Genomic DNA, 26,305 nt, shown 5'->3' on the forward strand with positions numbered 1-26,305 from the left:
CTTTCACGGCAAAATCTCCGTCGAATCGGCTCGACACCGGGTGCGGCGCTCCGCCTGCGATGAGCACGTCGCTAGCGCACGATCGGCCGGGCCGTGGCGCCGCGCACGATCGACCAGACGACGATGACGACCGCCAGCGCCATGGTGACCAGGCCGAGCCCGGAATAGCCGATCGCGCTCAGGATCAGGCCGGCCAGGGCTCCGCCGAGGGCGCCCGCTCCGTTCATCGCCAGGTCGGAGAAGCCCTGCAGGGCGGCCCGGTCGTGCACGTCCACGGCCTCGGCGATCAGTGCCGAACCGGCGACGACGGATGCCGACCAGCCCAGTCCGAGCAGGATCAGCCCCACGGTCATGGCGGTCTGTGACTCGCCGGCCAGCCAGAAGATCGTCAGCGAGGCCAGCAGCAGGGCCTGGCCGAGGAGGATGACGGGCATCCGCCCGAGGCGGTCGGCCAGCCAGCCGAACACGGGCGACAGCGCGTACATGCCGGCCACGTGAAGGCTGATGGTCAGTCCCACCAGCGTCAGCGTGGCACCGTGGTCGCGCAGGTGCACCGGGGCCATCGACATCAGGGCGACCATGGTGGCGTGGCTGAGGGCGATCACGGCCACCGCGTAGCGGGCCTGCGGGTTGGTGCGCACGAGGGCCAGGCCGCCACGCCGCGTTCCGTGGGCGGGGTCGACCTCGCGGGCGGCGAGGGCGGTGAGCAGCGGGTCGGGGCGGAGGCCGACGGTGTAGACCACGGCCGCGCCGACCGTGGCGATCAGGGAGAAGGCGAAAGCCCCGGTCAGCGGCGGCAGGCCGAGTGCCTTCCCCACGACCTCGCCGGGGCCGAACAGGTTCGGGCCGAGCACGGCGCCGATGGTCGTCGACCAGACCACGATGGACAGGTCCCGTGCCCGGTATGTGGTGCTCGCGAGGTCGGTGGCGGCGAAGCGGGCCTGCAGGTTCGTGGCCGAGCCGGCGCCGAGCAGCATCAGGGCGAGCAGGAGCAGAGGGAAGACGTCGATCGCCACGGAGGTGATGGCGAGAACAGCGCCGGAGCCGGCGATCAGCGAGCCGGTCGCGAGTGAGCGGCTGCGCCCGCGGCGCTGGGCCAGGCGGGCCAGCGGCACCGCCACGAGGGCGGCGCCGAGGGTGCTCATGGTGGCGGCCATGCCCGACCAGGCACTGGAGCCGGAGAGTTGCGCGGCCAGCAGGGCGCCGAGGGAGAGCGTGGCGCCCATCCCGATCCCGCCGAGGACCTGGCCGGCGATGAGCACCCGCACCACCGCACGCTGCAGCGGCGTATGGTCGACGGGCGCGAATCCGGAGCCGACGCCCGGCGTCACGGGTGCCGGCGCCTCCGGGGTCAGGATGTGAAGGTCTTACGGAACTCGGAGCCTCGGAGGGGCTTGCCCGCGAGGGGGGCGAGGAGGCAGAAGTCGAAGGCGCCGGCGGCGATGAACACGGCGCCGAGGGCGGCCAGCAGCAGCCACCAGCCGCCGAGGACAACGGCCAGGACAACCAGGATGACCCCGGCGATGATGCGGACCCAGCGGCCGGCGGTCGAACCGAGGAACTGAATGAGAGCCATCAGATACTCCTTCTCGTGAATGAAGCCATTATACCCCCGGGGGTACGAGTCGGAAAGTGTGTGCGCCGGGCTCAGGCCTCGGCGACGAGCAGGGTGTCGAGGGCGAAGGCGGCGCCGCCGTCGCCGGGGGCCTCCGGGTCGGTGGCCAGGTCGCGGCGGATGGTCTCGCACCGCATGACGCGCACGGCGCCCACGCTCGCGGGGTCGATGCAGGAGCGCAGCAGCTCCGGCGTGTAGAGGATGTCCCGGTTCGTCGGTCCCGGAGCCCCGGTCCCGAGGTTGGCCCGGTCGTGTCCGAGCACGACCAGGTGCCCGCCGGGGGAGAGCCGGGCCGCGGCGCGCTCCACGACGCCCCGCAGCGCGGGCTCCGGCAGGTGCAGGTACATCACCGTGATCAGGTCGAACGTCTCGCCCGCGGGGTCCCAGGTCGTGGCGTCGCCGACCTGCCAGTCCACCGCCACGCCTGCCGCCGCGGCGTGCTCGCGGGCCTGGCCGATGGCCTCGGCGGAGAAGTCGACCGCGGTGACGGCCCAGCCGCGGCCGGCCAGCCAGATCGCGTTGCGGCCGTCGCCGGTGGCCAGATCCAGAGCGCGCCCTGGAGTGAACGGGCTCACGGTGTCCTGCACGATCTGTGCCGGCAGGGCCGACCAGAGGCGTCCGGCCTGACCGGCCTGCGCCTCACGGGCGAGGCGGTAGCGGGTGTCCCATTCGGTGGCGTCCATGGCGTGTCCTCTCGTCGGGCATCCGTCGCCGGGAACGGATGCTGCGCGAAGGCCAGTTTGGCACGGAAGCGGCGGCTCAGCGGGAGAGTGCGGCGAGCTCCGCCCGGGTGGTGGCGCCCACTTTGCGCAGCAGGTTGGCGACGTGGAACTTGACCGTGTTCTCGCTGATCGAGAGCGCCTCGGCGATCGCCCGATTGCGCGCGCCGGAGGCCACCAGCTCGAGGACGCCCTTCTCCCGCGGGCTGAGGCCCCAGGCGGCGGCCGGGGTGAGCGGGGCGAGCGGCACGTCCAGCGGGAGACTGACGGCCATTTCGGACCCCCAGCCGGCCGTGGCCTCCAGCCGCAGCGTGCCGTTCAGTGCGGCCACCCGGCTGGTCAACCGGCTGATGCTCGGGCTGTCCGGGGTGAGGTCCCCGGAACCGTCGTCGCGGATGTGGATCAGCAGGTTGCTGCCGTCGCAGTCCCAGTGCACGCGCACCCGGGCCACCCCGGCCTGTTCGACCAGGGCCAGAACGGCGCCGCGCACGAGGGCTCGGGCGGCGTGCGCGACCTCGCCGGGCAGGGCGCGGCCGTTCACAGGCGGCTCGATGAACTGCACGTCGAGGTCGCCGAAGCGCACCAGCGGGCGCAGATCGTCGCGCAGACGCTCGAAGGCCTGGGCCACGGGCTCCTCGGAGAGGGACCGGTCGTGGTCGGAGACGGCGCGCAGCGCCACCATGGCCGTCGCGGCCAGGTCGATCGCGGTCTGCCGGGCTGCGGCGTCGCTCGTGTCCCGGGAACGGAGCACGGCGAGCAGGGATTCGAGGGTGGTTGCCTGCCGGTCGGTGAGGTCGGCGACGACGCGGGCACGTTCGGCGGAGGCCGAGCGGGAGTCGAACGGCTCGATCGAGTGGGGCGGATGCGGTGAAGTCACCCGAGCAGCCTAGCGGAGGGCCCTGAGCCATTCGTTCGGGTAGGTATCCTGCCCGTTCGGTGGGCGGCACACCCACCCGAAAGAGTGGACGATAAAGGAATGCTTTCTCGTACCGACACCCTCCCGACCGTGACCGAATCGGTCGCCGCGATCGCGGCCGAGAACGCGGGTATCGTGCGCCAGCTCCTGGCCTCGGCTGGTGGCGTCGCCCCCGGCTCGTCCACCGACTCGGGCACCGCCGCGCCTCTCGACCGCGCTGCGTCCGCCCTGCAGGGCGCCCGGCGGGTGTTCGTGCTCGGCGCGGGCCGGTCCGGCCTGGCCCTGCGGATGACCGCGATGCGGCTGATGCACCTGGGTCTCGACGTTCACGTCGTCGGCGAGGTGACCACCCCGGCCATCGCCGCCGGCGACGTGCTGCTGACCGCCAGCGGCTCCGGAACCACGGCTGCCGTCGTGCGTGCGGCCGAGACGGCCGCGGCATGCGGCGCCCAGGTCATCGCGATCACCACCGCCGCGGACTCCGCGCTTGCCGCGCTCGCCGCCGTGACCGTGGTCGTGCCGGCGGCCCAGAAGCAGGACCACGACGGTCTCCTGTCGATCCAGTATTCGGGGGCGCTCTTCGAGCAGACCGTCGTCGTGCTCGGCGACGCGATCTTCCACAGCCTGTGGAAGGCATCCGGCGCCACGGCCGACGAACTGTGGCCGCGCCACTCGAACCTCGAATAGCGCTGTTCCGCGCTCAGACCCACCACAACCCACCAGAACCCAGTCAGACCAACCAGAACCGGAAAGAAGACAATCATGAAGCTGCAAGTCGCCATGGACGTAGTCACCACGGATGCCGCCCTCGAACTGGCCGCCAAGGTCGCCCCCTACGTGGACATCATCGAGCTCGGCACCCCGCTGATCAAGGCGGAGGGCATGCGCGCCGTGACCGCCGTCAAGGCCGCGCACCCGGACAAGACGGTCTTCGCCGACCTCAAGACGATGGATGCCGGCGAGCTTGAGGCCGACCTGGCGTTCACGGCCGGCGCCGACCTGGTCACCGTGCTCGGAACCGCAGGGGACAGCACCATCATCGGAGCCGTCGCCGCGGCCACCAAGCACGGCAAGGGTGTCGTCGTCGACCTGATCGGCGTCGCCGACAAGGTGACCCGGGCCCGTGAGGTGACCGAGCTCGGAGCCGTTTTCGTAGAGATGCACGCCGGCCTGGACGAGCAGGCCGAGCCTGGCTTCTCGCTCGCCACCCTGCTGAACCAGGGTGAGACCGCCCGGGTTCCGTTCTCCCTGGCCGGCGGTGTGAGTGTGGCCACCATCGCCTCCGTGCAGCGTGCCGGTGCCCGGGTCGCCGTCGCCGGCGGAGCGATCTACGGCGCCGAGGACCCGGCGGCCGCCGCAGCCGCCCTGCGCGCCGCCATCATCTGACGCACCCGGAGGCCCGCCGAGCCGTCAGTTCTGCCTGAACGCGAAAAAGCACCCTCGTCGCAAGGCGAGGGTGCTTTGTCGTGTGGAACGGGTCAGGGGAGGTCAGCCGAGCAGCAGCTTGGCGAGCTGGTCGACGGAGTAGACGGTCGCGTGCGCGCCGGCGGCCTCGGTCGGGGAGCCATAGCCCCACTCCACGAGGATGGTCGGGACGCCGTGTGCCGCAGCCCCTTCGGCGTCGTACCGGCGGTCGCCGACCATCACCGGGGTGGCGACGTCGGCCCCGACGGCGCCGAGTCGCGTGAGCGCCTCTGCCACGATGTCGGCCTTGGAACTGCGGGTCTCCGAATCGGAGGAGCCCACCATCACCGTGAAGTACTTCGCCAGATCGAAGTGCTCGAGCACGGCGGTCGCATGGTGCTCCGGCTTGCTGGTCGCGAGGGCCATCGGAATCTTCGCCTCGTGGAGGCGCTCGATCAGCCCGGCGACTCCCGGGTAGACGGCGGTGTCCAGCATCCGTTCCTGGTAATCGGCGCGGTAGACGGCAAGAGCCTCGACGGCCTCGTCTGCGGTCATCCCGGCGTATTCGCTGAAAGCGGCCAGCAGGGGCGGGCCCACGTAGGCGGTGAGCTCCGCGTCGGTGGGAACCGGGCGGCCCAGCACGGCGAAGGTGCGAGCGAGAGAATTGGTGATGGCCGGGGCGGAATCGGTGATCGTTCCGTCGAGGTCAAAAAGGATGGCACTCCAGGTGCGAGTCAATGTCGAAATCACAGGCTAATACTAGGGGCAGGAACAAGAACTCCCGCATAAATCTTAAAAATCTGAGACTAATACGCTTTTGCGTGAGCCACCAGTCCTAAAAGAGTTTCGACTGCGTGTCGTCCAGCCCGCGCATGGCGTCGTAGTCGAGCACGAGACAGCGGATGCCGCGGTCCTCGGCCAGCACGCGCGCCTGCGGCTTGATGATCTGCGCCGCGAAGACGCCGCTGACCGGGGACAGATGCGGGTCGCGGTTCATCAGCTCGAGGTAGCGGGTGAGCTGTTCCACGCCATCAATGTCGCCACGGCGTTTGAGCTCCACGGCGACCGACCCGCCCGACGCGTCCCTCGCCAGGATGTCGACCGGGCCGATGGCGGTCATGTACTCCCGGCGCACGAGGGTGTGGCCGTCGCCGAGCAGGTGGATGTGCTCGGCCAGCAGCTTCTGCAGATGGGCCTCGACGCCGTCCTTGATCAGCCCGGGGTCGATGCCGAGCTCGTGGGCGGAGTCGTGCAGCACCTCATAGATGCTGACGATGAGCTGGTCGGCGGTCTTGGCGTGGGTGACCGTCCAGACGGCCGTGACGCCGGCATCCGTCTGGTCGTCATCGGGGTCCGACAGCGCCAGGCTGCACGGTGGGCTCATCCAGTTGAGCGGCTTGTAGGAGCCGCCGTCGGAGTGCACGAGCACACTGCCGTCCGACTTGATCATGAGCAGGCGGGTGGCCAGCGGCAGATGCGCGCTGAGTCTCCCGGCGTAGTCGACGGAGCATTTCGCAATCACAAGGCGCACCGTTCGAGCCTAACCGCGTGCGGCGGGCGCGGGCGCCGAATAGCTGCGCTCGCGCGCGGCGGGCGCGGCCAGGCCCGCCAGCACCATCAACGCCAGAATCAGGAACAGGGCGTTCAGGATGCCCCAGGCCTCGCCGAGCAGGCCGAGCACGGGCGGGCCCACGAGGAACGCGAAGTAGCCGATCATGGCGACGGCACTGACCCGGGCGGCGGCGTTCTTCGTGTCGTCGGCGGCAGCCGACATGCCCACCGGGAAGCCGAGCGACGCGCCGAGACCCCAGAGCACCGCGCCGGCATAGAGCAGCACGTCGTTCGGCGCGAGGATGAACAGCACCAGGCCCAGGATGCCCAGTGCGGCACACGCGCGCAGCACCGGCACCCGCCCGAACCGGTCCAGGATCGGACCGCCGAACACCCGGCCCACGGTCATCGCGCTCACGAAGACGCCGAAGACGATGGCACCCTCCGTGTTGCTCAGCCCGTGCCCGTCGACGGCGGCCAGGGCCAGCCAGTCGTTGGCCGAGCCCTCGGCGAAGGTCATTCCCAGCACGATCGTGCCGATCAGGAGGATCCTGGTGTCGCCCCAGACCGACAGGCCGGCACGCAGGCGCTCCCGCCACAGCGGTGCCGCCGCGGGGCCGGCCGACGCCGCACCCGAAGGGGCGCCCGGCGCCGGCACGTCGCCGAGTTCCGAGCGCACCGGGATGTACCGCACGCCGACGACGGCCGTGGCGAGCACGAGCGTCGCGACCCCGGCCAGGTGCCAGAACACCGGCAGCGAGACGAAGGATGCCCCCGCGCCGGCCAGCGCGCCGACCACGGTGCCGAGGCTGAAGCAGGCGTGCATCAGCGGCATCAGCGTCTTGCCGACGGCACGCTCGGCCGCCGCGCCCTCGACGTTCATCATGACGTCGACGGATCCCATCCCGAGGCCGACGAGGACCAGGCCGGCGAAGACCACCTCGGTGGACGCCAGCAGGCTGGTGCCGACCCCGGCCGTGATGAGCCCGGCCGAGGAGATCGTGACGCCGAGCACCAGGGCGCGCCGGGCGCCGAGGCGGGCGAGCAGCCCGACCGCCGCGACCAGACCGATCACCGATCCGGCCGAGAGGCCGAAGATGACGATGCCCACCTGCGACGTCGACAGCTCGAGGCCGTCGCGCACGGCCGGGATGCGGGACATCCAGGTGGCCAGCGCGAGTCCGCTGATGAAGAAGAGCGCGAAAACGGCGTTCCGCCAGGCGAGCAGCCCTGGCCGGGCGGCCTGGGGATCGGCGGTTCCAGGGTTTCGGGCGGTGTCGGTCACACCCTCCAAGTTATCCGAAACGCACCGGGCCGCGTGTCCGGGGCCCACGGAGGGGGTGCCGCAGGGGCTGCCGCGGCGGCACCGCCGAAGACGACCGAACGGGGGGTGACGCGCCCCGCCGCGACCGCCGGAACGCTCGTAGACTGCCACCAGGGATCAAGCGTTTCGAAGGGGCACCGTGGCCGGTCGTTCATCGTCACCCGGGCAATCCGTGACGAGTCGCGTGTTGAGCATTCTCGCGGTCTTCGAACAGAGCCCCTCGCCGCGGTCGCTCTCCGAGATCTGCGCCGAGAGCGGGCTGCCGCAGAGCACCGTGCACCGCCTGCTCGGCGAGCTCGAGGAGTGGGGAGCCGTGCAGCGGGATGCCCGCGGCCGCTACCAGATCGGCCTGCGCCTCTGGGAGCTCGGCCAGCACGCGGGACGGCAGCTGCGTGATGTGGCCCGCCCCTACCTGCAGGACCTCTTCGGCCTCACCCAGGAGACGGCGCACCTGGCCATCCGTGACGGGGCGGACGTGCTCTACATCGACCGGGTCTACGGCACCCGCCGGGTGCCTCAGGCCTCGCGGGTCGGCGGCCGGCTGCCCATGCATGCCACCGCCGTGGGGCGCGCGATCCTGGCGTTCGAGGAGGACTGGGTGCGGGACGCCGTGCTCGGCGGCACGCTGGTCGCCCGCACACCGTTCACGAAGACCGACCCGGAACAGCTCCGCCGGGAACTGGAGAAGGTCCGGGCGCAGGGGTTCGCCCTTGCCGCGGAGGAGGTGCGCCTCGGCTCCTGTTCCCTCGCGGTGCCGGTGTTCCAGGCCGACGGCCGCATCTTCGGCGGGCTCGGCATCGTGCTGCCGACCAGCCGCGCCCACCAGCTCGAACGCAACCTGCCGATCCTGCTCGGCACGGCGGAGCGCATCCAGGGCGGCATCGCGCACCTCCCGCCCTCGGCGCTGCAGCCCGCGGCCCGCCTGCGCAAACCACCCCGGTGATCGAGCCCCGGTGATCGAGCTTGTCGAGCCCCGGTGATCGAGCTTGTCGAGATCCGGTGATCGAGCTTGTCGAGATCCAGTTCCATCCAGTGGGACGCTCCGAGTGATTCCAAGGATCGTCGGCATTAGATGGTCCCAGTTCCCCGCAGTTGTGGACGAGACCAAGGAGCACCCAGTGACCCAGACCGAGACGTCGAAGGCACAGCGAGAAGCAGCATCCGCCGCCCCCGGGGGCTGCCCGGTGGATCACGCCGGTCACGGTGCCGAGGCGACGGCCCACCACGGCTACGAGCCTTTCAGCATGAACGACCCGTTTCCGGCCTATGCCGCCCTCCGCGAGGAGGAGCCGGTCATGTTCGACGAGCGCATCGGCTACTACATCGTCAGCCGTTACGACGACGTGAAGGCCGTCTTCGACGACTGGCAGACGTTCAGCAGCGAGAACGCCCAGGCGCCGGTGCGGCCGCGCAGTGCGGCGGCCGTGAAGATCATGAACGACGGCGGCTTCACCGCCTACTCCGGCCTGTCCGCCCGCGTTCCCCCGGAGCACACCCGCATGCGCACCATCGTGCAGAAGGAGTTCACCCCGCGCCGCTACAAGGCGCTGGAGCCGACGATCCGCGAGAACACCGCGCGGCTGCTGCAGAAGATGCTGGCCCACCCGGATGCCCGCGGCGACTTCCTGAAAGACGTCGCCGTGGACATCCCCACCATCACCATCCTCGGCCTGCTCGGCGTGGGGCCGGAGATGGTCCCGACGTACAAGAAGTGGTCGGACTCCCGGGCCGCGATGACCTGGGGTGACCTCAGCGACGAGGAGCAGATCCCGCACGCGCACAACCTGGTCGACTACTGGAACGAGTGCCTGCGCCTGGTCGCCGACGCCCACGAGAAGGGCGGCGACAACCTGATCGCCGACCTGGTCAAGGCCCAGGATGCCGGCGGCGAGATCTCCGACCACGAGATCGCCTCCGTCTGTTACAGCCTGCTCTTCGCCGGCCACGAGACCACCACCACGCTGATCTCCAACACCATCCGGGTGCTGCTGGGCCACCCCGAGGAGTGGCAGAAGCTGCTCGCGGACCCGAGCCGCATTCCGGCCGCGATCGACGAGACGCTGCGCTACAGCCCGTCGATCGTGGGTTGGCGCCGCAAGGCGCTGACGGACACCGAGATCGCGGGCACCCCGATCCCGGCGGGCGCGGACATCCTGCTGCTGATGGGTGCGGCCAACCGTGACCCCGGCATCTTCGAGGAGCCGGAGGTGTTCGACATCAACCGGCCCAACGCCCGCACCCACCTGTCGTTCGGCTTCGGCATCCACTACTGCCTCGGCAACATGCTCGCCAAAATGCAGGACAAGATCGTGCTCGAGGAGACCCTCAAGGCCGTTCCCACCCTGCGCATCATCGACCCGGAGCAGATCACCTTCGGAGACAACCTGTCGTTCAGGGCACCCACCGCGGTGCCCGTCACCTGGGAGGCCCAGTCATGACCCACGCACCCTTCATCCAGTTCTTCGACGACGACGTCGCCCCGGCCCACGACCTGCTCGGCGGCAAATGCGCCTCGCTGGTGGCCCTGACCAAGGCCGGAATGCCGGTCCCTCCCGGGTTCGCCATCACCACGGCCGCGTACGACGCGTTCATCCACGACGCCGGCATCGAGGCCGACATCCACGCGCTGCTGAAGGACCTCGACCCGAACGACATCGTCGAGGTCGACCGCGTCTCGGCGCAGCTGCGCTCCGAGATCACCTCACGTCCAGTGCCACCCGAACTGCATGCCATCACCCTGGCGGCCTACGAGTCCCTGCAGTCCCGGTTCGACTCCCCGGTGCCGGTGGCCGTGCGCTCGTCCGCCACCGCGGAGGACCTGCCGGATGCCAGCTTCGCCGGCCAACAGGACACCTACCTCTGGCTTCTGGGCGTGAAAGACGTCACGGAGCACATCCGGGCCTGCTGGGCGTCGCTCTACACCTCCCGGGCGATCATCTACCGGCTGAAGAACAACATCCCCAACGAGGGTCTGTCGATGGCGGTGGCCGTGCAGAAGATGGTCAACGCCAGGGTCGCCGGGGTCGCCATCACCATGGATCCCACCAACGGCGACCGGTCCAAGATCGTGATGGAGGCCGCATACGGCCTCGGTGAGCTGGTCGTCTCCGGCCAGGTCACCCCCGACAACATCACGGTCGACAAGGTCATGCTGATGGTCGTCAAGCGCCAGATCGGCGACAAACACGCCGAACTCGTGCCAGACCTCGAGAGCAAGTCCCTGGTCGAGCTCGAGGTGCCCCCGGAGCGCCGCGACCGCCTCTGCATCAGCGACGCGGAGATCACCGCCATCGCGGCGATCGCCAAGAAGGCGGAGAAGCACTTCAAATGCCCGCAGGACATCGAGTGGGCGCTCGACCGCGACCTGCCCGACGGGGAGAACCTGCTGCTCCTCCAGTCCCGGCCGGAGACGGTGTTCTCCTCCACCGCCTCGGGCTCCATCCCGGTGACGAGCGCCGGCTTCGGCATCGAGAGCATCACGAAGTCGCTGATGAGCCAGGCCGGCAAGGCCTAGGCCGGCCCATCGCATCCGTTTTCGTCCTCCTTCTTTCCCTACCCACCCGCCCCGTCCCCTTTGATACAGAACGGTTGACCCATGACAGAGAAGTCATTCCCCAGCCCGTACGACCAGAAGCCCTCAGACGCCGCCGCAGGCTGGAAGGACCTCTACGCCTACAACCTGGTCTTCCAGGAGAACCGCCGCGAGGTCGAGGAGGCCAAATTCTGGTTCTGTGACAGCCAGCACTGGCCCACCGTCACCAAGCCGTTCGAGACCATCGGCTTCGAGTTCGCGGTCTCCTGCCTCGGCCAGTACAACTCCCGCCACCTCCTGATCCCGCCGGCCAACGGCATCGAGTTCCGCATCCACAACGGTTACGTCTTCATGTCGCCGGTGGGCGTTCCCGAGTCCGAGATCGCAGCCCGCGTACCGCAGTTCATGCAGCGCGCCGGCCACTACTTCCAGAACTGGGAGACCCTGCTCGAGCAGTGGCAGGGCAAGATCCGCGGCACCATCGACGAGCTGAACGAGCTCTCCTTCGAGGCGCTGCCCGACGCAGTCCCGGTCGAAGACGTTCTGAGCGGCAAAGGCACCGGCCCGAACAACGAGCTGCTCGGCAACTTCGACAAGCTGATCTCGCTCACCTACCGGGCCTGGCAGTACCACTTCGAGTTCCTCAACCTCGGCTATGTGGCCTACCTCGACTTCTTCACCTTCTGCAAGGAGGTCTTTCCGGGCATCCCCGACCAGGCCGTCGCCAAGATGGTGCAGGGCGTCGACATGGAACTGTTCCGACCGGATGACGAGCTCAAGAAGCTGGCCAAGCTCGCCGTCGAACTGGGTCTGGCCGACCACTTCGGCGACACGGAAAACCCGGACGCCACTCTGGCGGCGATCGCCGCGCACGCCAACGGTTCCGCGTGGCTCGCCGCCTGGGCCGAGGCGCAGGACCCGTGGTTCAACTTCACGGTCGGCAACGGCTTCTACGCCCACGACAAGTACTGGATGGACCACCTCGAGCTGCCGCTCGGGTACATCAAGGACTACATCGTGCGGGTGCAGACCGGCCACAACATCGACCGCCCGGTCGAGGAGCTCGTCGCCGAGCGCGACCGCATCACCGAGGAGTACTCGGAGCTGCTCAGCCCCGAACAGCTGGAGGCGTTCCAGGGCAAGCTCGGCCTGGCCCGCCAGGTCTACCCCTACGTGGAGAACCACAACTTCTACATCGAGCACTGGACCATGGGCGTCTTCTGGCGCAAGGCCCGGCAGCTGTCGAAGATGCTGCACGAGCAGGGGTTCTGGCCGGAGGCGAACGACATGTTCTACCTCCGCCGCGACGAGGTGCGTGAGACGCTCTTCGACTACGTCACCGGCTGGGGCGTCGGCGCTCCCGCCATCGGCCCCGACTACTGGCCCGCCGAGGTCGCGCGCCGCCGCATCATCGTCGACGCCCTCTCGACGGAGCGCCCGCAGCCGGCCCTGAACACGCCGCCGGCGGTCATCACCGAGCCCTTCACCCTCATGCTCTGGGGCATCACGAGCGACCAGATCAAGAACTGGCTGGGCGAATCGGATGCGCCGGAGGGCGAATTCCGCGGAATGGCGGCCTCCAGCGGGGTCGCCGAGGGCCCGGCCCGCGTGATCAGCAGCTCCGACCAGCTCTCCGAGGTGCAGGACGGCGAGATCCTGGTGGCCCCGGTCACCGCGCCCTCGTGGGGACCGATCTTCGGCAAGATCCGCGCCACCGTCACCGACATCGGCGGCATGATGAGCCACGCGGCCATCGTCTGCCGGGAATACGGGATGCCCGCCGTCACCGGCACCGGCACCGCTTCGGCCCAGATCCAGACCGGCCAGTGGCTGCGGGTCGACGGCAACAACGGCACCGTCACCATTGTGGAGGATCACGAGCACGACCTCACCCTGGCCCCGGCCGCGGCGAACCAGCTCGACACGGCCCTGGCCTCCGCCCACCTCGAAGACAGCCATGCCTGACGCGGGCACGGCCGAACCTTCCCCCCGAACGGTGCTGATCACCGGCGCCGCCGGCGGTCTCGGCCGTGCCTTCGCCCTGGGCTTCGCGGCCCAGGGCGACCGGGTGGTCGTCGCCGACCTCAACGTCGACGGATGCCGCGAGACGGTGGCGCTGATCGAGGCTGCCGGCGGCACCGCCCTGGCGGTCGGGGTGAACGTCACCGCGCTCGACTCCGTCCAGGCGATGGCCCTGACCGCCGCCTCCTTCAGCCGGGAGGGCGCGGGCCCCGGCACGATCGACGTCGTCGTCAACAACGCCGCGATCTACGCCACCATCACCCGGGCCCCCTTCGACGAGATCGACGTGGACGAGTGGGACCGGGTGATGGCCGTCAACCTCAAGGGGCCATGGCTGGTCACCCGGGCCTGCTCGCCCTACCTGCAGGACGGCGGAAAGGTGATCAACCTGTCCTCCGCCACGGTGATGAGCGGCTCCGCCCACTGGGCCCACTACGTGGCGTCCAAGGGCGGGGTGATCGCCCTCACCCGGGTGCTCGCCAAGGAGCTCGGCGACCGCGGCATCACCGTCAACGCGATCGCGCCGGGCTTCACCCTGACCGAGGCCAGCTACGGGCTGATCGAGGGCGCGGAGCAGTACGGCGTTGACCGCGGCTCCCTCAAGCGGGCCAGCGAACCCGAGGACATCGTGGGGGCGGCCCTGTTCCTGGCCGGCCCCGGCAGCAACTACATCACCGGCCAGACCCTGGTCGTCGACGGCGGGCGCCAGTTCCTCTAGGAACCGGCTCCGCGCATCCGTCACTCACCCGAAGGAGATCTGAGAAATGCCCACCGTAACCTACGTTGCCCACGACGGCAGCGAGACCATCGTCGACGGATTCGCGGGCGACTCCGTCATGGAGACGGCCGTGCGCAACGGCGTGCCCGGCATCGTCGCCGAATGCGGCGGCAGCCTCTCCTGCGCCACCTGCCACGTGTTCGTCTGCGCCGACAGCGCCGAGCTGTTCCCGCCGGTCGCCGGCCTGGAAGACGACATGCTCGACGGCACCGCCGTCGACCGGGAGGACAACTCCCGGCTCTCCTGCCAGCTCAAACTGACCGACGACCTGGACGTGCAGGTCACGACCCCGGAAACGCAGGTGTGAGCACCATGAGCGACCCGATTGGCACCGGTGCCGCGCCCCGCGGCACCCTGATCGTGGGCAACTGCCAGGCGGGGGTGCAGCTGGCCTCCAGCCTGCGGGAGCTCGGCGACACCGAACCGATCACCCTGGTCGGCGAGGAACCGCACGCGCCCTACCAGCGGCCACCGCTGTCGAAGGCGTTCCTCAAGGGCGAGGCCACCGCGGACTCGCTTGCCTTCCGCAGTCACGATTTCTACCAGACCCACCGGATCGAGCTCGTCACCCGGGAACGCATCGTCAAGATCACCCGCGACGCGCGGGGCGGCGAGGCCGTGGCCGAATCCGGGCGCATCTTCCCGTTCGCCCGCCTCGCGCTCACCGTGGGGGCCGTGCCGCGCACGATCCCGCTCGAGGGTTCTGAGCTGGAGGGGGTGCACTACCTGCGGGATGCGACGGAGGCCGCGGTACTCGAGCAGCAGCTGCGTCAGGCAAGGAACGTCGTCGTGATCGGCGGCGGTTTCATCGGGCTCGAGGTGGCGGCCGGGGCCCGGGCCTCCGGCAAGGACGTCACCGTGCTGGAGGCCGCCCCGCGGCTGATCGGCCGGGCCGTCTCCGAACAGACCAGCGCGTTCTACCTCCAGGCGCATCGGCGCCGCGGCCTGAACGTCGTGCTGAACGCGACAGTGGTTCGCCTCGTCGGCGAACACGACCGGGTGGCCGGCGTGGAGCTCGGCGACGGCAGCGTCGTACCGGCCGACGTCGTGCTGATCGGCGTCGGCGTCATCCCGCGCACCGAGCTGGCCGAGCAGCTGGGTCTCCTGATCGACAACGGGATCGTCGTGGACGCCCAGGCGCTCGCCAGCGACGGGGTCACCGTCGCGGCCGGCGACTGCGCCAACATGCCCAACCCCTCCATCTCCGATTTCGGCAACGGCCGACTGCGACTCGAAAGCGTGCAGAACGCCGTGGAGCAGGCCAAGGTCGCCGCCGCCACCCTGCTGGGCATCCCGGCAGAGCACAAGACGGTGCCGTGGTTCTGGTCCGACCAGGCCGACCTGAAACTGCAGATCGCCGGGCTCAATGGCGGTCACGACCAGGTGGTTCTGCGTGGCGACCCCGATTCGGAGAAGTTCTCCGTGCTCTACTACCGCGCCGGCACCCTGATCGCCGCGGACTGCATCAACAGCCCGCTCGATTTCATGGCCGTGCGGAACGCCCTGCACAAGGGGCTGTCCGTTCCGGCCGATGCCGCCACCGACACCTCCATCCCGCTCAAGAAGCTCGCCACCGAAGCCCCGGCGCTCTCCGAGAAAGTGACAACGCCATGACCCTGCAGACCGAACAGCCGATCGACACGAGCCCGATCGGCGTCGCCGACGACTCACCGGATGACCTCGACCCGCTCTGGCGGGCCGTCGAGCCGGAGATGCGCACGCGCGGCAACGACATCCACATCCCCATGTCGTTCGCCTTCGCCGAACGCCTCTGCGACGCGTATCCGGAGGCCGATTCCCTGGTGGTGCGGGTCGCCATCCTGCTGCACGACACCGGCTGGGCCCGCGTCGACGAGACGAAGATCATCTCCGAGGGCTTCGGCAAGAACTGGCGCCAGTCCCAGATCCGGTTCGAACACGAGATCAAGGGCTGCGAGATCGCCCGCGAGGTGCTTCCCGGGCTCGGCTACGACGACGCGTTCATCACCCGGGTGACCGACATCATCGACGGGCACGACACCCGCCCGGAGTCGCACTCGATCGAGGACTCACTGGTGCGCGACGCCGACCGGCTCTGGCGCTTCACCCCGGCGGGCATCGCCCTGGCCTCGAGCTGGTTCTTCCAGACGCCGTCGTTCTACTGCCGCCGGCTGCGCTCGGAGATTCTCCCGGAGCTGATCACCGCCGCGGGGCTCGAGATGGCGACGGTCGAATTGGACCGGGCCGAAGCGCTGCTCAAGGTCGCGGTGCTGTGATGGAGACGGTGCTCGCGACCGTTCCGTACACCCACACGGACGACCTGTTCATCGACGGAACGTGGACCACGGCCGACGGGGCCGGGCGCACGATGGTGACCAACCCGGCGACGGAAGAGGTGTGGGGGAGCGTGCCCGTGGCATCCGTCACCGACCTCGACCGGGCCGTCGGCGCGGCCCGCCGGGCCTTCACCGGCATCGGCTGGCGCGACCTGGCGCCCTCCGAACGCGCGGTCTACCTGCTGCGGCTGGCCGACGAGGTCGAGAAGCGCAGCGAGGCGATCTCGCACACCAACACCTGGGAGAACGGGTCGCCGGTCGCGGAGACCAGCCGCGCCGGTTCGAACGCGGCCGCCATCTTCCGCTACTTCGCGGGCCTCGCGCCGCACCTGGAGGCGCCGGATGTGCGCCGGTTCCCCGACGGCTCCGCCGAGACCGTAGTGCGGCAGGACCCGGTCGGGGTCTGCGCCCTGATCGCGCCGTGGAACTTCCCGATCAACCTCGTGGTCGCCAAGCTCGCCCCGGCGCTGATGGCCGGCTGCACCGTCGTGATCAAGCCGGCCTCGCCGACGCCGCTCTCGATCCGCCAGATCGCGGATGCCGTCGCCGCCGCCGGCATTCCGGCCGGGGTGGTCAACGTGGTCACCGGCAACAGCGCCGTCGGCGACGCCCTCGTGCGGCACCCCGGCATCGACAAGGTGGCCTTCACCGGCTCCACCCCGGTGGGCCGGTCCATCGGCGCGGCGTGCGGCGAGCTGCTGCGCCCAGCGACCCTGGAGCTGGGCGGCAAGTCGTCGGCCCTGGTGCTGCCCGACGCCGACCTGGCCGACATGCAGAAGGTGCTGATTCGCACCTGCATGCGCAACACCGGGCAGACCTGTTACATCTCCACCCGCATCCTCGCGCCGCGGGAGCGCTACGACGAGCTGGTCGACATGGTCACGGCGACCATCGCGGCGGCGCCGCAGGGCGATCCGATGAATCCGGCGACCGTGTTCGGGCCGAGCGCCACCGCGTCGCAGCGAGACACCGTGCTCGGCTACATCCGTTCGGGGATCACGGAGGGGGCGCGCCCCACGACCGGCGGCGATGTGCCCAGCGGGTTCGACCGGGGCTTCTACGTGAAGCCGACCGTGTTCGCCGGAGTCACGCCTGGCATGCGGATCGCCCGGGAGGAGATCTTCGGGCCCGTGCTGGCGATCCTGCGCTACGACAGCCTCGACGAGGCCGTCGGGATCGCCAACAACACGGCCTTCGGCCTCGGCGGCACGGTCTTCTCCAGAGACGAGGATGCCGCCCTCGCGGTGGCGGCCAGGGTGGACACCGGCTCGATCGGGCTCAACTTCTTCGCCTCCAACCATGCCGCCCCCTTCGCGGGACGGCATGATTCAGGACTCGGCGTCGAATTCGGCCTGGAGGGCCTGCACGTCTACCTCAAGCCGCAGTCGGTGCACCGGCGCATCCGCTCGTAGTTCGCGGAACGGCCGGGGGAGCTTAGAGTGACTGGGTACTCGCGCAGGCGAACGCTCCAGTGGAGCGGGCCCGGCGCGTCCATGCAGCGTGAAGTCCGAGGAGCCCCCATGACCGACACCATCGCCCCCATCGCACCGGCCCACGGCGTCGGCCTGACCGACGCCGCCGCCGTGAAGGTGCGCAGCCTGCTCAGCCAGGAGGGGCGCGAAGACCTGAACCTGCGCGTTGCCGTGCAGCCCGGCGGCTGCTCCGGCCTGATCTACCAGCTCTACTTCGACGAGCGCATTCTCGAGGGTGACGTCGTGGTCGACTTCGACGGCGTCGGCGTCGTGCTCGACAAGATGAGCGTGCCGTACCTCGAGGGAGCCTCGATCGACTTCGAGGACACCATTGCCAAGCAGGGCTTCACGATCGACAACCCGAACGCCGGCAGCAGCTGCGCCTGCGGCGACTCCTTCAGCTAGAGGCTCCGCTCGAGCGCCCGCTCGAGCCTCGGCCGCTCGAGCCTCGGCCGCAGCATCCGCGGGGATGCCCGCCGCGGCATCCGTTCGATCGCGGCGCAGCTTGTGGAAGCCGGCGCACGTTAGAACCTGCGCCCGCTTCCACAACCTGCGCCGCGAGCGACGGGGCACACCTCGGCGGGCCGGATGCCGCGGAGTCAGCGCGCGCCGACGACCATCCAGCGGGAGGCCCGGGCCCGCAGGCCCAGGGTCACCGCGCGGGCGCCGAGATAGCCGAACGCGAACGCTGCCATCAACCAGGCCAGGCCGGCGGCCCCCGTCGGTGCCAGAATCAGCACCGCGACGGCCAGCGGCACGAACGCGGCCAGGTTCACCAGCCCGGTCAGTGCGAGATAGCGCGCGTCACCGGCGCCGATCAGCACGCCGTCGAGCACGAACACCACGCCGCCGAGCGGAACCGAGAGTCCGAGCACGATCAGGGTCGCCGGCAACAGCCCGCTGACCTCGGTCGCATTCGTGAACACGCGGCCGAGCACGCCGCTCGCAGCGACCACCAGCAGCCCGAGCGCGGCCCCCGTCAGCACGCCCCATTCGAGGCAGCGCTTGAGGACCATGCGCACCTCGGCCAGGTTGCCGGCGCCGAGGCCCCGGCCCACCAGAGCCTGCGCCGCAATCGCGAGGGCGTCGAGCGCGAACGCCAGCGTCGCGAACAGGGTCATCGCGATCTGGAAGGCCGCCAACTCGGGAGAACCGAGGCTCGTGGCCACGAACACCGCGAGCAGCATGGCCGCACGCAGGCTCACGGTGCGCAGGAAGAGCCAGCCGCCGGATGCCGCGCCCCGCAGCATCCCGGCCCGATGCGGTCGCAGGGGTGCTCCCTCGCGGCGGGCATGCCGGCCGACGACGGCCAGGTAGACGGCGACCATCGCCCACTGGGCGATGACCGTGCCGAGCGCGGATCCGACGATGCCGAGGCCCAGGCCGTAGATGAAGATCGCATTGAGAAGGATGTTGGCCGAGAAGCCGATCCCGGCCACCCACAGCGGGGTGCGGGTGTCCTGCAGGCCGCGGAGCAGGCCGGTCGCAGCGAAGACGATCAGCATGGCCGGGAGGCCGAACATGGAGATGCCCAGGTAGCTGGCGGCTGCGGCGGTGACGGCAGGCTCGGCGCCGAAGGCACCGACGAGCAGCGGGGTCGCGAACCAGCCGGCGGCAGCGAGGAGAACGCCGAGGCCGAGGGCCAGCCAGAGCCCGTCGATTCCGATTCCGACGGCCCGGCGACGGTCGCCGACGCCCAGCCAGCGGGCCACCGCGGGAGTGGTGCTGTAGGCCAGGAAGACCATCAGGCCGATGATCGTCTGCAGCACGGCGCTGGCCAGACCGAGTCCGGCCAGCGGAATGGCGCCGAGGTGGCCGACCATGGCGGAGTCGGCGAGCAGGAACAGCGGCTCGGCGATGAGCGCGCCGACGGCGGGAATGGCGAGGCGCAGGATCTCGCGGTCGATGGGCTGCGGGCGGAGCACGGTGAGAGTGATCCCAAGACTCTAGTTCAGCCTCTCCGCGCTCTCCCACAGTGCTCGGGCCTGTCCCCGGTGGTCGACCCTGTCCTCCGGTGGTCGAGCCTGTCGAGACCCACGTCTCGATACCCACGCTGGTCGAGCCTGTCGAGACCCGGCGGTCGACCCTGTCGAGACCCGGCGGGACGACCCTGTCCTCCGGTGGTCGAGCCTGTCGAGACCCGGCGAGCCGACCCTGATCATTTAGAACACGACTTCGAAAACAAGCTCACGAATATGTGACAGACTATCGACTACGCGTACTATTTCTGATATCCTCAACGCATGACCACCACCGCAGATGACCTCAGAACGGCAACGGATGCCGTCGCTCGCCTGGGCTCCTCCTGCGCCGACTATGAGGCTCTCGCCGATGCCGAGGTGCTGGCCGGTCAGAAGCAGATCGCGGCCGCGCGCCGCCTGCTCGACACCCGCTCCGCGTGGATGGCGGCAACCATCGCCCGTCGCTCCCGGCCCGAGCTCGGCCACTCCGGCCTGGCCGCCCAGCAGGGGTTCCTCTCGCCCGAGGCTCTCATCCAGACCGTGACCGGCTCGACCAAGAATGACGCGTTCAAGCTCGTCGCCGTCGGCACGATGATGGCCGATGCCGAAGCGGCGGAGAAACTGGTCGAGGCGGCTGTGGAGTCGCCCGATGCGGATCCCGCCGCGGTCGCGGAGTTCGTGGCGAAGGTGCCGTGGCAGGCAGCGATCGCCCGAGCCGTCACCGACGGCAGCCTCTCGGTCGATGCGGCCGAGTCGATCCGTTCCGGCCTCGGCCAGATCGATGCCGCGGTCACTGCCGAGAAGCTGGGCACCGCCCTCGAGGCGCTCCTCGTTGAGGCCGCGTCGCTGAATGTCGACCAGGTCTTCAAGCTCGCCCGGCGTCTGCGCGACCAGCTCGACGAGGCGGGTATTGCCGCCCGGGAGAAGCAGGCTCACGACGACCGGTTCCTGCGGGTCTACCGGCTGGGCAACGGCAAGGTGCGCCTGCACGGCCTCTTCGCCCCCGAAGACGGCGAGTTCGTGCTCTCGACGTTCGACTCCGTGACCAGCCCCCGCCGCGGCGGCGTGCGCTTCGTCGACAAAGACAAGTCCGCCTGGGCCAAACGGATGCAGGACGACCCCCGCACCACGGAGCAGATCGCCGCCGACGCCCTCGTGCAGTTGCTGAAGATCGCCGGGGAGGCCGACCAGGGCCGGGTTTTCGGCGGCCGCCGCCCTTCGGTGCGGGTGCTCGTCACCGAGAAGGCCCTGACACCGGGCCAGCCGGGACAGCGGGCCGGTCAGACGGGGCAGTCGGCCGGTCAGTCGGGCCAGCCGGCCCCTGGCCAGGCCGCACAGACCGGCCCGGTTCCCGCCGCATCCGCCGCTCACGGGCAGATTGAGGGCAACCCGGTCCCCATCTCGCAGGAGACCATCGATCGTCTGCTCTGCGACACCGGAACCCGCGGCATCCAGGTTGACGACACCGGGCAGATCACCAACGTCGGCCGTGACCAACGTCTCTTCACCGAGGCACAGCGCGCCGCGATGGGTGTCCGCGACGGAGGCTGCCGTTGGGTCGACTGCGATAGATCACCCGCGTGGTCTGAGGCACATCACATCAACGAATGGTTGAGAGACAACGGGTACACCGACCTTGCCGACGGGGTGCTGCTGTGTCATCCGCACCATCTGCTGCTGCATAACCAGCACTGGACGATCATCCGCACCGGCAATGACTACTGGCTCAAACCACCCGTCGACGTCGATCCGGAACAAACCCTGATCGCACTGCCAAGCAAACGGGCCACTCTGTAGGCGTGACCCCGGGTCTCGACAGGCTCGACCACCGTTGTGGGAGCGTCTGGAGGGCGGGTCGCCGGGTCTCGACAGGCTCGACCACCGGGCGAGGAGTCGCGACTCCGATGCGGGACACCGAAGGGGCGTAACTTGATCAGCATGAGCAGTGTCATCGAGACCCGAGGCCTGGACAAGCGCTTCGGCCGAGTGCCGGCCCTCGACGGCCTCGACCTCACGGTCACAGCCGGCGAAGTCCACGGCTTCCTCGGCCCGAACGGGGCCGGCAAGTCCACCACCATCCGCATCCTCCTGGGGCTGTATCGCCCGAGCGGAGGATCCGCCACAGTCTTCGGCCAGAGCCCCTGGACGGATGCCGTCGCCCTCCATCGCCGCATCGCCTACGTGCCCGGGGACGTGAGCCTGTGGCCCAATCTGTCCGGCGGCGAGGCCATCGACCTGCTCTGCCGTTTGCGCGGCGGAACCGTGGATGCCGCTGCCTACCGGGCACGTCGCGCGCGCCTCGTCGATGCCTTCCAGCTCGACCCCACCAAGAAGGGCCGCACCTATTCGAAGGGCAACCGGCAGAAAGTTGCGCTTATTGCAGCCCTGGCTGCCCCGGCAGACCTGTTCATCCTCGACGAGCCGACCTCGGGGCTCGACCCCCTGATGGATGCCGTCTTCCGCCGGGAGCTGCAAGCGGCGACGGCGGGCGGAGCAACGGTTCTGCTCTCCAGCCACATCCTCTCCGAGGTGGAGCACCTCTGTGACCGGGTGAGCATCATCCGGGCCGGCCGCATGGTGGAGACCGGAACCCTCACCCAACTGCGGCACCTCACCCGCACCGAGGTCACCTTCGCCAGCACAGGGCTGACCGACGCCGACCTGGCCGGGCTGGCCGCGCGCATCCCTGCCGCTCACGACCTCGTCCCCGGCCACGGAGGCCGCGTGAGCTTCACGGCCGACAGCGAGGCGTTGCCCGAGATGCTGCCCGTGCTCGCCGCGCTGCGCGTGCAGGGCCTGACCATCGCGCCGCCGTCGCTCGAGACCCTGTTCCTGCGGCACTATCACGAGGATGCCCCGGTTCCCACGGCCGGAACCCGGTCGTGAGCTCGGGACTCCGCACGGCCTCGCCCACCGGGACCCCCGGACGACGCCGGAGCACCCTCGGTCCCCTGCTGCGCCTGCGTATCCGGCGTGACCGCATACAGCTGGCGATCTGGATGGCCGCTTTCTTCGGGCTTGCCCTATTCGCCGTCTCGGCCGTCGACGCGAGTTTCGGCACGATGGCCGAACGCGAGGGGCTGATCCGAATCGCGGTCGGCTCCCCGACCATCCTGATCTTCCGCGGGGAGCCGCAGGGAACGGATGCCGACGCGGTCATCTTCTTCCTCCTCTTCGCGTTCCTGGCCACGCTGGTGGCCTTCATGAGCTCGTTCCTCGCCGTGCGCCACTCCCGGGCCGAGGAGGAAGCGGGCCGATCCGAGCTCATCTCGGCGACGCCGGCGGGCCGGCTCGTGCCGTTGCTTGCCACGACCGTGCACGGGATCGGTGCTGCCGTGGCCGCCGGGGCGGCCGTGAGCCTGGGTTTCCTGATCGGGGGACTGGACCCTGCCGGCACGATCACCACCGGCGCCGCCATCGCCGCCACCGGGATCGCCTTCCTCGGGGTAGGGCTCCTGGCCGGCCAGGTGATGCGCACCTCGCGCGGGGCGAACGGCCTCGGCGCGGCCCTCATCGCCCTCGCCTATACCCTGCGGGCGCTCGGTGACGCCGGCGGCACCGCATCCGCCGACGGTCTGAGCCTGACCAGCGCCTGGCCGAGCTGGCTGTCACCCATCGGCTGGGGACAACAGACGGATGCCTTCACCGAGAACCGGCCGGCTCCCCTCCTGCTTTCCCTGGCACTGGCCGCCGTGCTCTTCGCCGTGGTCGGGCTGCTGCAATCCCGGCGCGACCTCGGCTCCAGCCTCGTCGGGGAGCGGCCCGGCCCGGAGCGGGCCGCGCGAACGCTCAGCGGCAGCCTCGGCCTGGCCTGGCGTCTGCAGCGCGCGCCTCTGGCCGGTTGGGCTCTCGCCGGCCTCGCGTTCGGTCTCCTCGCCGGGACTCTGGGCGAAACAGTGGTCGAGCTGGTCGAGTCGAGCGCGCAGGTCGGGGACACGCTGGCACGGATGGCCGGAGGCCGGGCGTCAATCATCGACCTGTACACGAACACCATCTTCGGACTGGTGGGTGTGATCGCGGCGGCGGCGGCAACCCAGGCGATGATCCGCCTGCGGCAGGAGGAGGCCAACGGTTCGGCCGAGCTCCTGCTCGCTCTGCCGCTACGCCGCGACCGCTGGTTTGCCGACTACCTCCTTGTGGGTTCCATCGCCGTCGCACTGGTGCTCCTCGCGGCGACCGGGGGAGCAGCCGCCGGTCTCGTCTGGTCGTCCGGGGCCGCGGGAACCGTGGACACGGCCGACCGGGTGGCCAGCGCCATGGCCTCCGGGGCCGCGCAGGCACCCGCAGCCCTGCTCGTCCTGGCGATCGCGGCCCTGCTCGTCGCGATGGTGCCGCGGTTCAGTGCGGGCCTCAGCTGGGGCGTGCTGCTGACCGCCGGGTTCATCGGCGAGTTCGGCGAACTCTTCGGTCTGCCGGACTGGCTGCTCAACCTGTCCCCGTTCACGCACACACCCGTGATCGGTGCTGCCGATGTGGACTGGAGCGGAGCCGGGTGGATGCTGGGCCTCGCCCTGGTGGGCGGCGTGCTGGCCTTTGTGGGCATCCGTCGCCGGGATCTGGCACTGTGACGCCTTGGCTCGAGCACCGCGGGTCTCGACGGGCTCGACCACCGCGGGTCTCGACGGGCTCGACCACCGCCGAGGTGCAGCGAATAGGGTGGAGGTATGACTGACCAGGGGACCGCATCCGGAATCGACCGCACCGAACTCGACCTGGAGGTGCGTCCGCAGGACGACCTCTTCCTGCACGTGAACGGCCAGTGGATCGCCCGGAGCGAGATCCCGTCCGACAAGGCCCGCTGGGGTTCGTTCTACCTTCTCGCCGAGGAGTCGGAGAAGGCCGTGCGCGAGATCATCCTCGAGGCCCAGACGGCCGCCCCCGGCACGGAGGAACGCAAATTCGGCGACCTCTACGCCAGCTTCATGGACGAGGCCCGCGTCGAGGAGCTCGGCGCCACCCCGCTCGCGGCCGACCTGGCCACCGTCGACGCCGTCACCTCCCTCCCCGAACTGCTCGGCACCCTCGGCCGCCTCGAGCGCGCGGGCGTGTCCGGCGCTTTCGGGCTCTTCGTCGACAACGACCCGGGCAACCCCGAACGCTACCTCGTCTTCGTCGAGCAGGGCGGGCTCGGCCTGCCCGACGAGTCCTACTACCGCGACGAGAAATCCGCGTCTATCCGCGCGGCCTACCAGGCGTTCCTTGAACGGATGTTCGGTCTCGCCGGCGTCCCGGACGCCGCCGTCCGCGCCGAGCGGGTCTTCCTGCTCGAAACCGAGCTCGCCACCCACCACTGGGACAAGGTGCGCTCCCGCGACAGCGAGAAGACCTACAACCTCAAGACCTGGGGCCAGGTGACGGCGCTGGCCGCCGGCGCCGACCTGCACCTCTGGCTCGAAGGACTCGACGGCCCGGCGGGCGCACTCGACGAGGTCGTCGTGCGCCAGCCCAGCTTCGTGACCGGGTTGGCGGAGATGCTCACGGACGACCAGCTCGAAGGCTGGAAGGACTGGCTGCGCTGGCAGATCATCCGTTCCGGCGCGGCGTTCCTCTCGAGCGATTTCGTCGAGTCCAGCTTCGACTTCTACGGCCGCACCCTGACCGGCACGCCCCAGCTGCGCGAGCGGTGGAAGCGCGGTGTCTCCCTGGTCGAGGGTGCTCTCGGCGAGGCCGTCGGCCGCATCTACGTGGAGCGCCATTTCAAGCCCAGTGCGAAGGCGAGCATGGACGTGCTGGTGGCCAATCTGGTCGAGGCCTACCGTCGCAGCATCACCGACCTCGAATGGATGACCGCGGAGACGCGGGCCCGGGCGCTCGACAAGCTCGAGAAGTTCATCCCCAAAATCGGCTACCCGGCCACGTGGCGCGACTATTCGACCCTCACGATCGACCCTGCCGACCTGATCTCGAACGTGCGCGCCACGAGCGAGTTCGAGTTCCAGCGCGAACTCGGCAAGATAGGCAACCCGCTCGATCGTGACGAGTGGTTCATGACCCCGCAGACCATCAACGCGTACTACAACCCGGGGTTCAACGAGATCGTTTTCCCGGCCGCCATCCTGCAGCCGCCGTTCTTCGACGATGCCCGAGACTCCGCCGCCAACTACGGTGCGATCGGTGCCGTGATCGGCCACGAGATCGGCCACGGCTTCGATGACCAGGGCTCGAAGTACGACGGCACCGGGCTGCTCACCGATTGGTGGACCGAAGAAGACCGCACGGCCTTTGAGGAACGCACCAGCTCCCTGATCGAGCAGTTCAACGCGCTCGCCCCGAAACAGGTTCCCGAGCACTTCGTCAACGGTGCACTCACCATCGGCGAGAACATCGGCGACCTCGGCGGTCTCTCCATCGCCTGGAAGGCCTACCTCATCTCCCTCGACGGCCAGGAGCCGCCCGTGATCGACGGCTTCACCGGCGCCCAGCGGTTCTTCCTCTCCTGGGCGCAGGCCTGGCAGCTCAAGATGCGCGACGAGGAGGCCATCCGTCTGCTCTCGATCGACCCGCACTCGCCCAACGAATTCCGGTGCAACCAGATCGTGCGCAACATCGACGAGTTCTACACGGCGTTCGGTGTCACACCCGACGACGCTCTCTGGCTGGACCCGGAGAAGCGCGTTACGATCTGGTGACCTCAGCGCTCCACCCGTGAGCTACCGTGAGGTCGGGGACCAGTAGCCCGAATCTACGTAAGGACCT

The 26,305-nt window shown here is 69.7% G+C and carries 24 protein-coding genes; 16 read left to right on the top strand and 8 right to left on the bottom strand.

Going from position 1 to position 26,305, the window contains the following annotated elements; translation table 11 throughout:
* Positions 1 to 71: 71 nt before the first annotated feature.
* The 4 genes from AC0J5J_RS10750 to AC0J5J_RS10765 form a co-directional block, all read right to left on the bottom strand.
* Positions 72 to 1,331 (bottom strand): MFS transporter, encoded by a 1,260-nt coding sequence (locus AC0J5J_RS10750; protein ID WP_474897944.1) that lies wholly within the window; start codon positions 1,329 to 1,331, stop codon positions 72 to 74.
* A gap of 20 nt (positions 1,332 to 1,351) precedes the next feature.
* Positions 1,352 to 1,576 carry a YgaP-like transmembrane domain gene (locus AC0J5J_RS10755; RefSeq protein ID WP_474897946.1) on the bottom strand — a complete coding sequence of 75 codons (225 nt, stop codon included), beginning with the start codon at positions 1,574 to 1,576 and terminating at the stop codon, positions 1,352 to 1,354.
* A gap of 71 nt (positions 1,577 to 1,647) precedes the next feature.
* A complete protein-coding gene (locus tag AC0J5J_RS10760) occupies positions 1,648 to 2,298 on the bottom strand; it encodes a class I SAM-dependent methyltransferase (RefSeq protein WP_134423819.1) in 651 nt (216 codons plus the stop codon).
* 76 nt (positions 2,299 to 2,374) lie between these two features.
* A complete protein-coding gene (locus AC0J5J_RS10765; RefSeq protein WP_474897947.1) occupies positions 2,375 to 3,211 on the bottom strand; it encodes a LuxR C-terminal-related transcriptional regulator in 837 nt (278 codons plus the stop codon).
* Between the two features lie 99 nt (positions 3,212 to 3,310).
* Here AC0J5J_RS10765 and hxlB point away from each other — a divergent pair, with 99 nt between their 5' ends.
* Entirely contained in the window at positions 3,311 to 3,937 is a 627-nt protein-coding gene (hxlB, locus tag AC0J5J_RS10770) for a 6-phospho-3-hexuloisomerase (RefSeq protein WP_474897949.1), read from the top strand.
* Between the two features lie 75 nt (positions 3,938 to 4,012).
* Complete coding sequence (gene hxlA, locus AC0J5J_RS10775) at positions 4,013 to 4,636, top strand: 3-hexulose-6-phosphate synthase (RefSeq protein ID WP_474897951.1); 624 nt, start codon at positions 4,013 to 4,015, stop codon at positions 4,634 to 4,636.
* A gap of 102 nt (positions 4,637 to 4,738) precedes the next feature.
* On the opposite strand, the gene AC0J5J_RS10780 is transcribed toward hxlA, so the two are convergent.
* From AC0J5J_RS10780 to AC0J5J_RS10790, 3 genes are all read right to left on the bottom strand, one after another.
* The gene (locus AC0J5J_RS10780; RefSeq protein WP_474897953.1) at positions 4,739 to 5,404 is read right to left on the bottom strand and encodes an HAD hydrolase-like protein; all 666 of its coding nucleotides are present in this window, start codon (positions 5,402 to 5,404) and stop codon (positions 4,739 to 4,741) included.
* 85 nt (positions 5,405 to 5,489) lie between these two features.
* Positions 5,490 to 6,185 carry an endonuclease NucS gene (nucS, locus tag AC0J5J_RS10785; RefSeq protein WP_474897955.1) on the bottom strand — a complete coding sequence of 232 codons (696 nt, stop codon included), beginning with the start codon at positions 6,183 to 6,185 and terminating at the stop codon, positions 5,490 to 5,492.
* A gap of 9 nt (positions 6,186 to 6,194) precedes the next feature.
* The gene (locus tag AC0J5J_RS10790; RefSeq protein ID WP_241972652.1) at positions 6,195 to 7,490 is read right to left on the bottom strand and encodes an MFS transporter; all 1,296 of its coding nucleotides are present in this window, start codon (positions 7,488 to 7,490) and stop codon (positions 6,195 to 6,197) included.
* A gap of 178 nt (positions 7,491 to 7,668) precedes the next feature.
* Here AC0J5J_RS10790 and AC0J5J_RS10795 point away from each other — a divergent pair, with 178 nt between their 5' ends.
* The 10 genes from AC0J5J_RS10795 (at position 7,669) to erpA (ending at position 18,053) form a co-directional block, all read left to right on the top strand.
* Positions 7,669 to 8,472 (top strand): IclR family transcriptional regulator, encoded by an 804-nt coding sequence (locus AC0J5J_RS10795; RefSeq protein ID WP_134423824.1) that lies wholly within the window; start codon positions 7,669 to 7,671, stop codon positions 8,470 to 8,472.
* A 175-nt stretch (positions 8,473 to 8,647) separates the two neighbouring features.
* Positions 8,648 to 9,967 carry a cytochrome P450 gene (locus tag AC0J5J_RS10800; protein WP_241972654.1) on the top strand — a complete coding sequence of 440 codons (1,320 nt, stop codon included), beginning with the start codon at positions 8,648 to 8,650 and terminating at the stop codon, positions 9,965 to 9,967.
* The gene (locus AC0J5J_RS10805) at positions 9,964 to 11,043 is read left to right on the top strand and encodes a PEP/pyruvate-binding domain-containing protein (protein WP_134423825.1); all 1,080 of its coding nucleotides are present in this window, start codon (positions 9,964 to 9,966) and stop codon (positions 11,041 to 11,043) included. Before AC0J5J_RS10800 ends, AC0J5J_RS10805 begins: the two co-directional genes overlap by 4 nt.
* Before the next feature lie 81 nt (positions 11,044 to 11,124).
* A complete protein-coding gene (locus tag AC0J5J_RS10810; protein ID WP_134423826.1) occupies positions 11,125 to 13,026 on the top strand; it encodes a PEP-utilizing enzyme in 1,902 nt (633 codons plus the stop codon).
* Positions 13,019 to 13,801, top strand: a complete 783-nt coding sequence (locus tag AC0J5J_RS10815; RefSeq protein ID WP_474897957.1) for an SDR family NAD(P)-dependent oxidoreductase — start codon at positions 13,019 to 13,021, stop codon at positions 13,799 to 13,801. Before AC0J5J_RS10810 ends, AC0J5J_RS10815 begins: the two co-directional genes overlap by 8 nt.
* Before the next feature lie 46 nt (positions 13,802 to 13,847).
* Positions 13,848 to 14,168 carry a 2Fe-2S iron-sulfur cluster-binding protein gene (locus AC0J5J_RS10820; RefSeq protein WP_134423828.1) on the top strand — a complete coding sequence of 107 codons (321 nt, stop codon included), beginning with the start codon at positions 13,848 to 13,850 and terminating at the stop codon, positions 14,166 to 14,168.
* A 5-nt stretch (positions 14,169 to 14,173) separates the two neighbouring features.
* Positions 14,174 to 15,475: an NAD(P)/FAD-dependent oxidoreductase gene (locus tag AC0J5J_RS10825; protein WP_474897959.1), complete on the top strand. Its 1,302-nt coding sequence runs from the start codon at positions 14,174 to 14,176 to the stop codon at positions 15,473 to 15,475.
* Entirely contained in the window at positions 15,472 to 16,116 is a 645-nt protein-coding gene (locus AC0J5J_RS10830) for an HD domain-containing protein (RefSeq protein WP_134423830.1), read from the top strand. The genes AC0J5J_RS10825 and AC0J5J_RS10830 overlap by 4 nt, the downstream gene beginning before the upstream one ends.
* Positions 16,116 to 17,588, top strand: coding sequence for an aldehyde dehydrogenase family protein (locus tag AC0J5J_RS10835; protein ID WP_474900216.1), 1,473 nt, complete (start codon positions 16,116 to 16,118; stop codon positions 17,586 to 17,588). Before AC0J5J_RS10830 ends, AC0J5J_RS10835 begins: the two co-directional genes overlap by 1 nt.
* A 108-nt stretch (positions 17,589 to 17,696) precedes the next feature.
* The gene (erpA, locus tag AC0J5J_RS10840; RefSeq protein ID WP_134423831.1) at positions 17,697 to 18,053 is read left to right on the top strand and encodes an iron-sulfur cluster insertion protein ErpA; all 357 of its coding nucleotides are present in this window, start codon (positions 17,697 to 17,699) and stop codon (positions 18,051 to 18,053) included.
* 194 nt (positions 18,054 to 18,247) lie between these two features.
* Here erpA and AC0J5J_RS10845 read toward each other — a convergent pair whose 3' ends face one another.
* A complete protein-coding gene (locus AC0J5J_RS10845) occupies positions 18,248 to 19,573 on the bottom strand; it encodes an MATE family efflux transporter (protein WP_474897961.1) in 1,326 nt (441 codons plus the stop codon).
* 318 nt (positions 19,574 to 19,891) lie between these two features.
* Here AC0J5J_RS10845 and AC0J5J_RS10850 point away from each other — a divergent pair, with 318 nt between their 5' ends.
* The 4 genes from AC0J5J_RS10850 (at position 19,892) to AC0J5J_RS10865 (ending at position 26,238) form a co-directional block, all read left to right on the top strand.
* Positions 19,892 to 21,406 carry a DUF222 domain-containing protein gene (locus tag AC0J5J_RS10850; RefSeq protein WP_474897963.1) on the top strand — a complete coding sequence of 505 codons (1,515 nt, stop codon included), beginning with the start codon at positions 19,892 to 19,894 and terminating at the stop codon, positions 21,404 to 21,406.
* A gap of 141 nt (positions 21,407 to 21,547) precedes the next feature.
* Positions 21,548 to 22,495: an ABC transporter ATP-binding protein gene (locus AC0J5J_RS10855; protein ID WP_474897965.1), complete on the top strand. Its 948-nt coding sequence runs from the start codon at positions 21,548 to 21,550 to the stop codon at positions 22,493 to 22,495.
* Positions 22,492 to 24,177 (top strand): ABC transporter permease, encoded by a 1,686-nt coding sequence (locus AC0J5J_RS10860; RefSeq protein WP_474897967.1) that lies wholly within the window; start codon positions 22,492 to 22,494, stop codon positions 24,175 to 24,177. The genes AC0J5J_RS10855 and AC0J5J_RS10860 overlap by 4 nt, the downstream gene beginning before the upstream one ends.
* 96 nt (positions 24,178 to 24,273) lie before the next feature.
* Positions 24,274 to 26,238: a M13 family metallopeptidase gene (locus AC0J5J_RS10865; protein ID WP_474897969.1), complete on the top strand. Its 1,965-nt coding sequence runs from the start codon at positions 24,274 to 24,276 to the stop codon at positions 26,236 to 26,238.
* Positions 26,239 to 26,305: the final 67 nt, after the last annotated feature.

It is taken from the genome of Cryobacterium sp. TS_SC_7, assembly GCF_056156285.1.

What these genes read in the sequence shown, in the direction of transcription:
- AC0J5J_RS10755 (WP_474897946.1), bottom strand. Translation starts at nt 1,576, where the DNA reads ATGGCTCTCATTCAGTTCCTCGGTTCGACCGCCGGCCGCTGGGTCCGC.
- AC0J5J_RS10760 (WP_134423819.1), bottom strand. Translation starts at nt 2,298, where the DNA reads ATGGACGCCACCGAATGGGACACCCGCTACCGCCTCGCCCGTGAGGCG.
- hxlB (WP_474897949.1), top strand. Translation starts at nt 3,311, where the DNA reads ATGCTTTCTCGTACCGACACCCTCCCGACCGTGACCGAATCGGTCGCC.
- hxlA (WP_474897951.1), top strand. Translation starts at nt 4,013, where the DNA reads ATGAAGCTGCAAGTCGCCATGGACGTAGTCACCACGGATGCCGCCCTC.
- AC0J5J_RS10805 (WP_134423825.1), top strand. Translation starts at nt 9,964, where the DNA reads ATGACCCACGCACCCTTCATCCAGTTCTTCGACGACGACGTCGCCCCG.
- AC0J5J_RS10810 (WP_134423826.1), top strand. Translation starts at nt 11,125, where the DNA reads ATGACAGAGAAGTCATTCCCCAGCCCGTACGACCAGAAGCCCTCAGAC.
- AC0J5J_RS10815 (WP_474897957.1), top strand. Translation starts at nt 13,019, where the DNA reads ATGCCTGACGCGGGCACGGCCGAACCTTCCCCCCGAACGGTGCTGATC.
- AC0J5J_RS10820 (WP_134423828.1), top strand. Translation starts at nt 13,848, where the DNA reads ATGCCCACCGTAACCTACGTTGCCCACGACGGCAGCGAGACCATCGTC.
- AC0J5J_RS10825 (WP_474897959.1), top strand. Translation starts at nt 14,174, where the DNA reads ATGAGCGACCCGATTGGCACCGGTGCCGCGCCCCGCGGCACCCTGATC.
- AC0J5J_RS10830 (WP_134423830.1), top strand. Translation starts at nt 15,472, where the DNA reads ATGACCCTGCAGACCGAACAGCCGATCGACACGAGCCCGATCGGCGTC.
- AC0J5J_RS10835 (WP_474900216.1), top strand. Translation starts at nt 16,116, where the DNA reads ATGGAGACGGTGCTCGCGACCGTTCCGTACACCCACACGGACGACCTG.
- erpA (WP_134423831.1), top strand. Translation starts at nt 17,697, where the DNA reads ATGACCGACACCATCGCCCCCATCGCACCGGCCCACGGCGTCGGCCTG.
- AC0J5J_RS10850 (WP_474897963.1), top strand. Translation starts at nt 19,892, where the DNA reads ATGACCACCACCGCAGATGACCTCAGAACGGCAACGGATGCCGTCGCT.
- AC0J5J_RS10855 (WP_474897965.1), top strand. Translation starts at nt 21,548, where the DNA reads ATGAGCAGTGTCATCGAGACCCGAGGCCTGGACAAGCGCTTCGGCCGA.
- AC0J5J_RS10865 (WP_474897969.1), top strand. Translation starts at nt 24,274, where the DNA reads ATGACTGACCAGGGGACCGCATCCGGAATCGACCGCACCGAACTCGAC.